General features: G+C 52.3%; 12 protein-coding genes. 2 read left to right on the top strand and 10 right to left on the bottom strand.

All coding sequences use genetic code 11. The annotated features are described in order from the left end of the window. Window positions 1–130: 130 nt before the first annotated feature. From AB1500_00060 to hcp, 5 genes are all read right to left on the bottom strand, one after another. Window positions 131–1,594 carry a hypothetical protein gene (locus tag AB1500_00060; protein MEW6181560.1) on the bottom strand — a complete coding sequence of 488 codons (1,464 nt, stop codon included), beginning with the start codon at window positions 1,592–1,594 and terminating at the stop codon, window positions 131–133. 150 nt (window positions 1,595–1,744) lie between these two features. Then, window positions 1,745–1,906 carry a DUF1540 domain-containing protein gene (locus AB1500_00055; protein ID MEW6181559.1) on the bottom strand — a complete coding sequence of 54 codons (162 nt, stop codon included), beginning with the start codon at window positions 1,904–1,906 and terminating at the stop codon, window positions 1,745–1,747. Between the two features lie 58 nt (window positions 1,907–1,964). Beyond that, window positions 1,965–2,696, bottom strand: a complete 732-nt coding sequence (locus tag AB1500_00050) for a 4Fe-4S binding protein (protein ID MEW6181558.1) — start codon at window positions 2,694–2,696, stop codon at window positions 1,965–1,967. A 95-nt stretch (window positions 2,697–2,791) separates the two neighbouring features. Beyond that, entirely contained in the window at window positions 2,792–3,034 is a 243-nt protein-coding gene (locus AB1500_00045) for a hypothetical protein (GenBank protein ID MEW6181557.1), read from the bottom strand. Window positions 3,035–3,283: 249 nt separating this feature from the next. Further along, entirely contained in the window at window positions 3,284–4,564 is a 1,281-nt protein-coding gene (gene hcp / locus AB1500_00040; protein MEW6181556.1) for a hydroxylamine reductase, read from the bottom strand. Between the two features lie 624 nt (window positions 4,565–5,188). Between hcp and AB1500_00035 the strand changes: the two genes are divergently transcribed. Further along, window positions 5,189–6,946 carry a sigma 54-interacting transcriptional regulator gene (locus tag AB1500_00035; protein MEW6181555.1) on the top strand — a complete coding sequence of 586 codons (1,758 nt, stop codon included), beginning with the start codon at window positions 5,189–5,191 and terminating at the stop codon, window positions 6,944–6,946. A gap of 123 nt (window positions 6,947–7,069) precedes the next feature. On the opposite strand, the gene AB1500_00030 is transcribed toward AB1500_00035, so the two are convergent. Continuing rightward, complete coding sequence (locus tag AB1500_00030; protein ID MEW6181554.1) at window positions 7,070–7,396, bottom strand: methyl-accepting chemotaxis protein; 327 nt, start codon at window positions 7,394–7,396, stop codon at window positions 7,070–7,072. Between the two features lie 88 nt (window positions 7,397–7,484). Between AB1500_00030 and AB1500_00025 the strand changes: the two genes are divergently transcribed. Then, on the top strand, window positions 7,485–8,678 hold the full coding sequence (locus AB1500_00025; GenBank protein ID MEW6181553.1) for a serpin family protein: 1,194 nt from the start codon (window positions 7,485–7,487) through the stop codon (window positions 8,676–8,678). A gap of 119 nt (window positions 8,679–8,797) precedes the next feature. On the opposite strand, the gene AB1500_00020 is transcribed toward AB1500_00025, so the two are convergent. From AB1500_00020 to AB1500_00005, 4 genes are all read right to left on the bottom strand, one after another. Then, entirely contained in the window at window positions 8,798–9,271 is a 474-nt protein-coding gene (locus tag AB1500_00020) for a hypothetical protein (protein ID MEW6181552.1), read from the bottom strand. A 204-nt stretch (window positions 9,272–9,475) separates the two neighbouring features. Further along, window positions 9,476–10,687, bottom strand: a complete 1,212-nt coding sequence (locus AB1500_00015) for a SurA N-terminal domain-containing protein (GenBank protein MEW6181551.1) — start codon at window positions 10,685–10,687, stop codon at window positions 9,476–9,478. Between the two features lie 29 nt (window positions 10,688–10,716). Beyond that, window positions 10,717–11,493 (bottom strand): M12 family metallo-peptidase, encoded by a 777-nt coding sequence (locus AB1500_00010; protein ID MEW6181550.1) that lies wholly within the window; start codon window positions 11,491–11,493, stop codon window positions 10,717–10,719. 408 nt (window positions 11,494–11,901) lie between these two features. Then, entirely contained in the window at window positions 11,902–12,318 is a 417-nt protein-coding gene (locus AB1500_00005) for a helix-turn-helix transcriptional regulator (GenBank protein MEW6181549.1), read from the bottom strand. Between the last annotated feature and the right edge of the window lie 159 nt (window positions 12,319–12,477).

Genomic DNA, 12,477 nt, shown 5'->3' with positions numbered 1-12,477 from the left:
GGACCACTTGAATTCTTTTAAACCTTGGGGAGTAGCTATAGAAATTGCGGAACACGAAAAAAAAATGGGCTTGGGGGAACCCCCGCACCCAGAAGCCGGTAGGGAAAAGGCTGCGAAAACGTTGGAAACTTTACAGCCGGGAAACGCTTACCGTGCTTCCCCCCCGTTTTCGGTTCAGCTTCTCCAGGCTGCCGCCTGCTTTAAGGACCGCACTTTTACTGATACCATTGATTTCCACGGTCGAATCGCCGGCACTGATAAAGACGCGGTAGAAGGCGGCGTGATCGTATTTTATTTCATTAAGCAGGGCTGTTTTACCGCCGACCTTTGTCCGTGTCACCCTGCCGGAAGGGGACAGAACCGATGAGATCACGGCCTCCTTCAGCGCCGGACGGATTGTAAGCCGAAGGTCGTTTGAGCCGTCCGAACCCATATAATCGATCATCACCCGGCTGTCAGGCACGCCTTCAAGCCTGTGCCGCCGCCCCTGTTTTGCGTAAACGAAAGAACCCGGTTTCAATTCATTAAACGAAAGCCCTAAATAGTAAAGGTCAAAATCATTAAAACTTCTTACTTCGTCATAGGTCAGGGTACGGGTTATGTTTTCCTCATCGCCCGCCGGAACCTCGAGGGCAAAAAGGCTATCATCGAACACCTTCCGGTCCACCAGTTGGACGTCGCTGAACGCCGTTACCTCCGATTTGAGCTTTGCGCTCTTCTGTTCCTTACCTTCCCACACCTCATACACAACCCTTAAAGGCCGGTAGTTGTCCTTTCTTATGTTAACCACCTCGACCTCCGAACCGCGGCCGGCACCCGGTCGTTCGATAACCGCTTTCAACTTGTAGGTATCAACGCCCCCGACCTTTCCCCCGCTCAGAAGCCGTGTCCGCCCCTTGCCGAGCAACTCCCGGTACTGTGTAACGCCGTCCCTGACGCGGTTATCCGCCGGGAGCGGCGCGTCACCCACGAAAGCGCTTTGATAGGTGCGTCCTGCTCCGCCGGCGTTGCCGATTGAACCGGGCTTCAGGTGCGTGATTGCGGTCAGAGTCGTTCTTTCCCGGGTCGAACCCCTGATCGATCTAACAACCCCCCGACGATAATCGAACCAATATCGCGCCTCCCATCCGAAATCCCCTAATTCGGGAACGTCACCACCCAGACGTCCGGAAACCCTGTAGTACGTCATCTTTCCCGGCTGTTCCACCGCCGCGAGGGCTTTTCTCACGATCACCGCTTCCGGATGAAAGCGTTCGTACAACAATCCGGCAAAAAGCCAGGCGGGTATCAATCCGGCAACCAATAAATACCGGCGCGGAATCGTAAGGTTTCTTAAAGCAAACGCCGCGTCCCGCCGGTTAATCCCGAGCAGGAGAGACCGAAGGAAGAATACAAGCACCGGGAGTTTGCGCCTGAGTTCTGCCGCACCGCGCCTGAAGGACCGAAGGTTGTCTGTCGCCGCGGCAAGAACCCGGTTATACAGCTCCTGAATCCGCCGGTTATTACGAAATGCGTTTCCTATCCTGTTCACTGCCTGCTCAAGGTATTCGATCGCCGACCTTCTCCTGCTACCCTTGCTTTCGGCATCCGGCACAGCCCCACCTCCTTAATTATTCTTCCCTGTTTTTCAGACTCAAAGCGCCGAAAATAAAATGAAAAACAGCCGGCGGGTAACCCGGGTATATCGCCGGGCGGTCCAACCGACCGTTTATGAAGAACGACTATTCTCACCTTAGGAGGATTACTACCCCATTCGCTTCCTGGGTATAAAGGTGTGGCAGCATGTGCCCGCCGACGATTCTACCCTGGTATCGCCGCTGGAACGGACCTCGATGCCGTCGGCATGGCATTCGTGATTCTTGTTGTAGTGACACTCTTCGCACATACACCGCATTACGTTGGACATCTCAAGCTGACCTCCCGGCGTCGTTGGAATAGCAGGTTTATTATACCCTCACCTTATATCACTTAATCTCCCCGTTAATACCTATCATCACCGATTCGAGGGGAAGCGTTTTTCCGGTTCCGGCGAGCGCTTCCCGGGCCATGCGCACCAGGCCGGAGCAGCAGGGGACCTCCATGTGCAGCACCTTCAGGCTTTTGATATCAGACTGTTTTATTATCTGCGCCAGTTTATTCTCGTGTGCGGCAACGTCGTCGAATTTCGGGCAGCCTGTGGCAATAGCCTTTCCTTCCGTATAATTGCGCAGGCCGGTATACGCAAAAGGAACACAGTCGGCCACCAGCGCCAAGTCCGCGTTTTGGAAAAACGGAGCGTCGGGCGGGACCAGTTGCAGCTTTACCGGCCACTGGCGCAGCCGCCCCTTGTCCCCGGACAATACCCGGACCGAACTGCAGGGTACCGCCCCGCTACCCGGGAGCATCCGGTCCGGTTCGATACCGTGCTCTTTCATGTGCCGCAGGTGCCTTTCCAATAGCTCCGGAGACTTTTCTTGAAGATGCCTGGCAACCCCGCTGAGATCGTACCCTTCCGCCTCTTTTTCCATAATGCTCAGCGCGCCCCGGGGACACTCCCCCAGACACGCCCCCAGTCCGTCGCAAAAGCTCTCCTTGACGAGCCTTGCCTTCCCGCCGATTATTCGGAGCGCCCCTTCCGGACAACCGGGCAGGCAGAGCCCGCAGCCGTCGCATTTATCCTCATCGATGCTGATTAAACTTCGTCTTATTTTTGCCATTTATCGCGACCCCCTTTACTTAGACCAGTAATCCGTAACCACCCAGCACTCAACGCCATCTTGACCGGGATCCAGGCGTCTTAGGCATATTTGTGCTAATCGTCCAACCGCAGAACTTGTTTTATTTTTTCATATTCTTCGTCGCCGAAACACAGTCTGGCGTACTTGCACCACTGGATGCAGGACTGAAGGTTGTTGTATATGGCAAGGCCGCACCCGTCGCACTTGACTCCGGCGTCGTTGGAGAACAATTCCACCTCCGAACCGCACCGCGGGCACTTCTTGATTTCCAGAGTGGGCGTGCGGATGGCGCCTCCGCCCGGGCAATGATCAAGCATTTTAATCCCCCCGACCCGGACAAGCCGGAACAAATATTAACCACAGAGACAGATCATCAAGTCCCAAGTCCAGGGTCCTGCGTCCTAACCTGAAACAGAGACTGGCAACTTTCGACTTCGTTTCCTCCCGTTACCGACCTGAGGACTGAGGACTTTCGACTGAGGACTTTGACCGCGACTTTATATCAGTTCCCGTCCGTGACCTCTGTGCCCCTGTGGTACAATCCTTTTGACGCGTATCCTGTTTCTCTACCCGAGCATCGCCGCGAGATCCTCCGCCGGATCACCGATCAACTTCAGCCCGAAGTTATCCCGAAGCACCTTCAGCACGCCCGGCGTAACGAATGCCGGCGGGCGCGGGCCCACGTAGATATTTTTTATGTCCAGATGCAGCAGAGTCAGCAGGATCGCCACCGCCTTTTGCTCGAACCAGCTCAGCACTACGGAAAGCGGGAGTCCGTTGACGGAAGTCTCAAAAGCACCGGCCAGCGCCGCCGCAATCCGGATCGCGGAGTAGGAATCGTTGCACTGACCGATATCGAGCAGGCGCGGGATACCTTCGATCGAGCCGAGGTCCAGGTCGTTGAAACGATACTTGCCGCAGCCCAAGGTCAGTATAACACAGTCTTCGGGCGCCATCCGCACGAATTCGCGGTAATACGGCATGGTCCTGTAAGGACCGTCGCACCCGCCGACCAGGAAGAACCGCCGTATCTTACCCGCCTTAACCGCCCCGACGACTTTATCCGCAAGCCCGAGCACCGCCTTGTAATGGAACCCGGTGGTGACGGCACCCCCCTCTTCATCGGGCAGCTCCGAGGTGGACAGTGACCTCTCGATTACCGGAGTGAAGTCGCGTTTCTCGATATGGGTAACCCCTTCTACGCCGGCGATGCCGCAGGTGAACAGACGGTCCCTGTAAGATTCCTTCGGCATCAGCACGCAGTTGGTGGTTGCAAGAACGGCGCCTGGGAAAGCGGCAAACTCCTCCTTTTGTTTGCGCCACGAGCCGCCCCGGTTCCCCGCCAGGTGACCGAATTTCTTCAACAAAGGGTACGCATGCGCGGGAAGCATCTCCCCGTGGGTATAGACGTTGATCCCCTTACCCTCGGTCTGCCTGAGCAGCTCGTAAAGGTCGAGCAGATCGTGGCCGGTAACCAGGATGCCGCGCCCTTTCCTGGTGCCCGTGGAAACCGCGGTCGGCTGTGGATCCCCGAACCTTTCCGTATTCGCCTTATTCAGCATGGCCAGGGCTTTGAGGTTCATCCCGCCGCACCTGAGCGCCATCCCGACCATCCGCTGCAGGTCGAAGTCCACGTTGGTCAGTGTGGAAAACAGCGCCTCGTGCATAAATCCGTCCACCTCAGGATCGATGTACCCCAGTTCCCGGGAGTGGTAAGCGTAAGCCGCTATTCCCTTCAGCCCAAAAACCAAAATATCCTGCAGACCGGCAAGGTCCTCGTTCTTACCGCAGACGCCGACCTTCGTGCATCCCGTTTCGGGAGTCTGTGAACACTGGTAACAAAACATCGCTGTAACCTCCCTCGATAATAGATAGTACTTCTTTCGAAAGGCGCGTCGATAAGCAACGCATTACCGCGTCAGCCCGGCAGAGCCGAATCCTCATGTACTTCTATGTACACTCCGGTTCGTCTCAACCGGTCTTCCTTGCACTGCATTACTTCTCGCCGCGTTCCGGCCTTGTTACATTACCGCTTCTAAGCAACACACTTACGGGTCTCCCCATTTTCTTTCTTCAGATGGAGCGGCCCCAGGCCGCATGGCAAACTCCTCTGAAAATCGTCTTAAGTCACAAATTCAAGGTTCTAATATTATTAAAGTGCAAAATCCGTGCCAACAGGCTAACAGCCTTCCGGAAGTCCGTCAAAGCGTTGCGGCAGCGGCCCCCCCGTCTTTTACCCGCAGTGACGGACATTGTCTCACGAGGCCCAATGTGATACAATATTACGTGAGACATTGATACATTTTGAGACATCGAGACATACTTGGGGCTTCGAACATGTTGCCTTACTGACCCACTCCTTGTTCCAACATCGAACACCGATATTTGTTTTCTCAAACCTTGAACCTTGAACCTTGAACTTTGAACCTCAAACGTTGAACGTTGAACTATTACTTAGGAAGGCGGTTCGGATGGAGAAAAAACTCTTATTTGTCGGAGAACGCAACTCCTGCCGCAGTCAGATGGCTGAGGGTTTCGCCAGGCTTCTTGCCCCGCCCGGGGTGCACGTGCTGAGCGCGGGCCTGACCGCGGGGGGAATCGACCCTTTTGCGGTAAAAGTCATGGCCGAATCGGGCGTCGATTTGACCGGACAGCAACCGAAGCGAATCGAGGACCTCGGCGTACAGCTCTTTGACGTGGTGATCGTTTTGAGCCCTGGGGTGAAGGAGAAATACCCGGTCCTCCAAGGCATTCACGGAGTGGTTTACTGGAACCTTCCCGCCCCGGATGGAAGGGAAAACGGCAGCGCCGAGCGCTTTTACCGCTCGCTTCGCGATGAAATAAAGCGCCGGGTCACGGAGTTTTTTCAAAACGGCTACTTCCTGTCGCTTGTTACCCTAAAGGATAACGCCGAGCGCATCCTTGACAACCTCAAGGAGGGTATCGTGGCCCACGACGTCTACCGCCGGATATTTTATTTCAACCGCGCGGCCGAAGAAATCACCGGCTACCGCCGGGGGGAGGTTCTGGGCCGGGACTGCCACCGGGTGTTCCCTTACGGTTTTTGCGGGGGAAAGTGCAGCTTCCGGGAGAAAGGTGTATGCGTCGTCGACAGCCCGGTTTTTTATCCGCTTGGTATAACGACCAGGGACGGTGAACAAAAACACCTTGAGATGTCCGTGGTGCCCATGAAGGACAGCGCCGGCCGTTCCATAGGCATACTGGCTTCTTACCGCGACCAGACACGGGTTCTGGAACTTGAGCACAGGCTGGGCGAGATACAGCAGTTCTCCGGCATTATCGGCCGGGACCACAAAATGCTGGAGGTTTTCGAAACGATCCGCGACGTTGCCGGCACCGGCGTACCCGTGTTAATCCAGGGCGAAACAGGCACGGGAAAAGAGCTGGTGGCGTCTGCGATTCACGCTGAAAGCCCGCGGGCCGCCGGACCTTTCGTGGCGGTAAACTGCGGCGCCCTTCCCGAGGGAACGATGGAAAGCGAACTCTTCGGCCACGTAAAAGGCGCGTTTACCGGAGCGATCCGGGACAAGAAGGGCCGCTTCGAACTTGCCGCCGGCGGAACGATTTTCTTAGACGAGGTGGGAGAGCTTTCGCCCGCCACCCAGGTCAAGCTCTTGCGCGTTTTGCAGGAAGGGTCTTTCGAACGTGTCGGGGGCGAAAAGACGGTCAGGGTTGATCTGCGCGTTATCAGCGCCACAAACCGCAACCTTAAGGAGATGGTTGCTCAGGGGGAGTTCAGGGAAGACCTCTACTATCGTCTTTGCGTGGTGCCGATGACACTCCCCCCGCTACGGGAGAGGCGAAACGACATTCCCCTGCTGGCCCGGCACTTCCTGGACCGGAACGCGGCCCTGACCGGGCGCCGGACGGTCCTCTCCGAACGGGCGCTTTCCGCCATGATGGATTATGATTGGCCCGGCAACATCCGCCAGTTCCAAAACGCCGTCCAATTCGCGCTCGTAAAATGCCGGGGCGATGTCATCGGTCCGGAACACCTGCCGCCCGACCTAACGGAAAAGTACGGGTATTCGTTTGCGGCTGCCGTTCATAGGGAGGGAGCTTCCGAAGACGCTCGAACCCCCGGGCCCAAGCTCCGGGCGCAGGACGTGGAAAGGGCGCTCCGGGCAACCGGCGGCAACAAAGTAAAGGCGGCTAAAATTCTGGGTGTGGGAAGAGCTACCCTTTACCGTTTCCTCAACAGGGAATAAAGCCGGTATCCTAAAACCATATCTCTTTCACTAGGTCGTTCATACGCCGGGAATACCCGTCTATTTGCTCCATAATCGCGTTAATTTCCCGAGTCGACGCGGTCTGCCCGTGCGCAAGGTCATTCAGCCCCGCGGCCTTTGGAGCAAAATCGGCGATCGAGAGGCTGATGCGTCCTCTATTTCGGCCATGTTGTTGTTGGCGGTATCCGCCAGCTTTCTTATCTCCGAAGCCACCACCGCAAACCCCTTGCCGTGCGCGCCGACCCGGGCCGCTTCGATGGCCGCGTTAAGCCCGAGAAGGCGCGTCTGGGTGGCCACCCCCTGCACCATTTGAATGACCTGGTTTGTCACCCCGATGTTGGCCTGTATTTGTGCGACGACGTCCGTTAATGCCTCCGCTGTCTGCGTCAGCGTCGCCGACGCGTCGGCGATACTGTTTGCCGCTTCCATGGACTGTCCGATTCACATATTCCAAATAAATATGTATACTAGAAACACCGATTTATCAGCGCGCACAGCGGGGAGCGAAGGCAAAGTGATGAAAATCAGGAAACCGGCCCTGCGCATACGGAAACCGGCCCCCGGTTCGTCCGGGCGGGCGGAAACCGCCCCTGATAGGGGAATCGTCGCCGCAAACACAAGGTTCGGCTTTAAGCTGTTCTCAAGGATCGCAGAGCAGGACGCCGGACGGAACGTCTTTATCTCGCCGCAAAGCGTGACCTTCGCCCTGGCTATGGCCTGCAACGGCGCGCGCGGCGAAACCCGGGAGCAGATGGCGGGGACGCTGGAAATGCAGGGAATGAGCCCGGAGGAAATCAACCGGGGAAACCTGGTGCTGGAGACAGCGCTGGAATGCCTTGACCCGAAGGTCCGTTTAAATACCGCCAACTCCTTGTGGGCGCGAAAAGGTCTGAACTTCGAGCGGGATTTTGTCGAGAACAGCTTAAAATTCTACGGCGCGGCGACTGAAAACCTTGACTTCAATGACCCTTCCGCAGCACAGCGCATCAACGCATGGGTAAACAACAAGACGGAAGGTAAAATCGAAAGAATAATCGATAAGATAAATCCCGATACCGTACTGTTCCTGATAAACGCGATCTATTTTAAAGGATTATGGAGCAAGGGGTTTAACCCGGTGAAAACGGCGGAAGGCATCTTTAACCTGCCCGGGGGCGGGCGGAAGAAGCACCCGATGATGTCCCGCTCGGGCAGGTTCGGTTACCTCCGGGAACCCGGCTTTCAGGCGGTAAGCCTCCCATACGGCAGCGGGAAGGTGAGCATGTATGTCTTCCTGCCGGATGAAAAGTCAGGCCTGTCGGAATTTCAGAAGTCGTTAAACGCTAAACAATGGCGGGAGTGGATGCCGCGGTTCAGCGAAACCGACGGCAGCCTTGTCCTGCCGCGTTTTAAATCCGAGTACGAACTGTGCCTCAATGACATCCTGATAGATCTGGGCATGGGGACAGCTTTTGACCGGAAGCGGGCCGACTTTCGCGGGATGATAAACGTCGGCGATAACGTCTTCATCAGCAGCGTGCGGCATAAGAGCTTTGTCCGGGTCGACGAGGAGGGCAGCGAAGCCGCCGCGGCGACTTCCGTGAGATTCGGTGTGACTTGCATGCGGGACGAATTCAACATGGTCGTCGACCGTCCGTTCTTCTTCGCGATCCGGGATAATCAGACCGGAACTATTCTCTTCATGGGCTCCGTCGTCGACCCGAAAGAGTGATCTGCATGTCAATGCATATATGATACCGGATACTGCTAAAAACGCTGCCGGGCGTCTCACCCAAACTTGATTCGGGAAACGCCCGGTAGTTCTCCTATGAAAGTTAGCTGCCAGAGCAGTTACATAATATAGCTGATTAAGTTTTCCGGGATAAATAGGATCCCTGCTTTTCCCTTTACGGTATTTTTGCTGGTAATTCTCCCGTCTATGTTGCAATATTCGAACCGGTATATTTCTCTATCTTCAGAAAGGAGGACAATTATTCTGTCGGAAGGTGACATCACAACCACTCCTTCCTTTCCGGCTTCCGCAAAAACTCCCGTAAGGATATCAAATGATGGTTCCCCTCTTTTATAATCTCTTTTCAAAGAAAGAACCGTTTCTTTTGGACTCGGGTTTATGCTAAATATTCTTATTTCATCGGCTTTTGAAACCGCCGTTTTAAGTTGTCTTTGAAAGACTTTTCTTGCTTCTTCCGCCGATATTCTTTCTGCTCTTGAAATTCCGGATTGGAACCCAAAAGAAAAACATCCTGGTATTGTAAAAACAAGGATTGTTAGATAAAAGAATTTACAGAGTTTCATCACCGCCAAGAACAATACCCTCCTGACTGTCTATCCAGATCTCTCCTTTTCCCTCTTCTTTGGTAAACGGGATCACCCACGACAGCCGTGTTTCAATTGGATTTTTTACAAATGTTTTCGTCCACCGGTGTAACAGGGGACAGCTCCGTGTCTTTATGCATAATTAATTTGTGGGGAAATGTTTGTTACTCATAATCGGATACGGCTATTTATTTATGGAATAAAATCAGCGTTCTTTCTAACGATAGCTTTCTGCCTCATCCCTTCTATCCAAGCTTGAAACGCACGGTCTTCAATCTGCTCGATGGATTCTTCTCCGTGAACGCGCTTACTTATCAGCTCTCCATCCATTTCTGCAATAACGTCTGCTTTAAGTTTCTGAAAGATCATCCATTCGCCAGTCCTTTTTATAAGTGTTTTTGAATCGAGATCAATCTTATCTTCTATCCCAGGATAAGCCTTGTTCATTGTTCCTATTCCCTGAGAAACCTCCTGCGGGCTTACGGATATCTTTCTCCTTCCGGCCTCCTGAAGAAGAACTTTTCTTACTATTAATTGACCGAGAGCTTTATTAAACAGTGCTTCTTCACCCAAAGGCTTTCCATGGGTTTGTCTTTTAACCTCCGCCTCTTGCTCATTCAGTTCCTCCTTATAGACGGCCTCTCCGTTTACCCATGCAACAATACCATTTGCTTCCTTATTGGCATTTGTGGAATCACTAAATCTTTTAAGCGCCTTCTCAAGGGTTATCCACTTCTCAATGAAAGGATTATCGCCGCCAAATTCCTCAGCACCTTTTACCGGACCAAGGTAAATGCTTTTATCCGTCGGGTCTTTACTGCGATAAACCTCATTGTAGATGTCATGACTTTCTCCGTTATAGATTCGGTCGCCGATGGGTTCTAAATCGGCCAAGGTGATGTTGTCTGTTCCGGGCCAAGGGCCGTCAGCGGATTCAACGGTTAAGGCATAGGTTTTTCCCTTGTAGTTCATTTTCGCTATTCCGAGGGGAACCCATCCGCTGTCTTTAAGACGGCTTGATAACTCAAGCATAATAAACTCACCATTGCCGTTCTTGGGTAAGTAAACCTGAGCACCAGCGTAGTCAGGGCAACTTGCATCTTTACGAATTTGAAGAACCTTACCGGTATAATCAAGGTCGGCCAAGCTCAAGCCGTATGCTTCGGGGAAATCTGGTATGGTATTTTCTAAATCTTTAACCACAAATTTTTTCATTTTTTCCTCTATGGAGGCAGGCAGTTCCCATCCGCCATAGCAAAGCCCTTTAAATTGGACATACGGCCCCGGGCTAGCACTGATTGTAGCATCTTGCTTTTTTCGAGAAACATTAAAATTTAGGAATGCTACAACTAAACCCAGACCAAGTATGCACGCTGTAAAAATAATCCCTTTCCTTGGCATCATTACCGGCCTCCAATTAGTGGCTAGCTAGTCTAATACATAGTCCTGTTATTCCACATTGTATTCCAATGATTGCTACACCAAGTTTCTGGATAGGCGAATGGAGATTTCATAATACATGTTGACGAACAATCAGAGCATCCGTAGATATGCCCAGTTTCATGGCGGGTTATCTGCCAATTCATGGTATCATTGCCCTGGTCTCTCCTTACGATAACATATTTCCCGTAAGTTTGAGATAAGCCAAAAACGGTACCGTTGACTTTCTGCTTGGTATACCCATACACAGTATCACCATCAGCAGGCAACACTTCCCTTTTTAGCTCATTGTAAAGAGATAAGAGGTCTGTTGAGCCATCGTAAGTATCCCAAGCATAATATGTCCATACATAAAGGTTAATACCGAATTGTGTATATAGGTTGTCGTCAGCAATTTCAACTGCGTTGTTAGCTGCAGTTAGCCAGCTAGTTCCATAAAATGCTCGCCACTCATCATCACAAGCGGCCTTCACCCAGCAAGTATAGATAGTGAGTGCTGCTGTTATTTGGTCACTCTCGTCAGGAATTACTTCCAATTTTTGTGTATTTATTTTAGTATCTTCTTTCAAAGGGTTCGTGTTACATCCAGTACACAATTCTCCTTCCAGGTTATTGTCGGCCTTATCTTCGTTAGTTACGGTGGTCACATCAGCCTTGTCTTCGTAAGTCAAGGTGGTTACAGTTGTTGCTGGAGCAGCAAAAGCGGTGGGCATCACAAACAATAATGCCAATACCATTAAAACCGATAACAACCCCTTTAATCTTAACATTAGTTTACCCTCCAGATTTTATTAAGTTATTTTAAATCCACATATCTAACTTTAAAAACCATTCCTTTCAATAACTTAAGAGAGAAGGCGGCATCACTTGAGAATTACCATTCTCAGTTTTATAACAACAAGGGTACCTTCGGGTTTTCCCTATGCCATTTGCGAAACGTTTGACCGGAGGAATGCTACCTTGCCCTTTCTTTTTCACGAGCAGACGCTTCCTGCCTCCTTTGGAACAGAGGCACAATTTTAAGAACTTGTTTTTGCCGTTTCCACCTCCCCTTAATGAAGTGCACCATCTCTAAGAGCCTAACTAATCTTAACCTGACGCGGCATATTTGTCCTCCCCCAAAACGGGGTATCTTTCTACCCCATTTCGGGGTAATTCTCAACGTTTTGCGGGCGGTTTTATTTACGGCAATACCTGGATAGCAACTCGTTCAAGTTATGCACTCCCAATTTGTAAAAAATGTTCTTACGATGGGTTTTCAAAGTGCCCGCGGTTATCTGAAGTCTTTGCGCTATTTCCTCATTGGTTAGCCGGGAAAGTAAAAGCTCCGCGACTTCACGTTCGCGCAATGTAAGCTCCCGTTCTATTTCCGAGGGTAGGGCAGGACTAGGTGTTATTTTTACGTCCATTTGCTTAAGTTTTTGCTGAAGCTCCAAAAGCAAGAATTCCTTTTCAATCAAAGCGATCAGCGTTTTCAAAAGCGCCACGGCAGGGCCGAGTTCTTTTTCGGCGTACATCGAAATGTCCAGGTAACCTATAATATCGCCTGATGGGTCGTTGATGGGGCCGGCGACGCACCACCAGTCCTTGAACATACGGCAGTGGTGCTGTTCGCCCTTGATGGCTATGTCATCGGCGGTGATAAACTGACCCCATACGGCGGTTGAAAATTGACCCCCTCCAAAAAAAGGAGGGAAACGAATTGGGTCAACCTGAACCTCTTTCTCATGAGCTTAGTCATGGGAGAGAAGAAA

This window comes from Bacillota bacterium, assembly GCA_040755295.1.
Lineage (GTDB): Bacteria > Bacillota > Desulfotomaculia > Desulfotomaculales > Ammonificaceae > SURF-55.
This window is presented reverse-complemented; position numbering and strand designations above follow the sequence as displayed.

Coding starts and splice junctions, on each gene's coding strand:
- AB1500_00045 (MEW6181557.1), bottom strand. CDS start 3,034: ATGCTTGATCATTGCCCGGGCGGAGGCGCCATCCGCACGCCCACTCTG.
- AB1500_00025 (MEW6181553.1), top strand. CDS start 7,485: ATGAAAATCAGGAAACCGGCCCTGCGCATACGGAAACCGGCCCCCGGT.
- AB1500_00035 (MEW6181555.1), top strand. CDS start 5,189: ATGGAGAAAAAACTCTTATTTGTCGGAGAACGCAACTCCTGCCGCAGT.
- AB1500_00055 (MEW6181559.1), bottom strand. CDS start 1,906: ATGTCCAACGTAATGCGGTGTATGTGCGAAGAGTGTCACTACAACAAG.
- AB1500_00010 (MEW6181550.1), bottom strand. CDS start 11,493: ATGTTAAGATTAAAGGGGTTGTTATCGGTTTTAATGGTATTGGCATTA.
- AB1500_00030 (MEW6181554.1), bottom strand. CDS start 7,396: ATGGAAGCGGCAAACAGTATCGCCGACGCGTCGGCGACGCTGACGCAG.
- AB1500_00050 (MEW6181558.1), bottom strand. CDS start 2,696: ATGGCAAAAATAAGACGAAGTTTAATCAGCATCGATGAGGATAAATGC.
- hcp (MEW6181556.1), bottom strand. CDS start 4,564: ATGTTTTGTTACCAGTGTTCACAGACTCCCGAAACGGGATGCACGAAG.
- AB1500_00005 (MEW6181549.1), bottom strand. CDS start 12,318: ATGTTCAAGGACTGGTGGTGCGTCGCCGGCCCCATCAACGACCCATCA.
- AB1500_00015 (MEW6181551.1), bottom strand. CDS start 10,687: ATGATGCCAAGGAAAGGGATTATTTTTACAGCGTGCATACTTGGTCTG.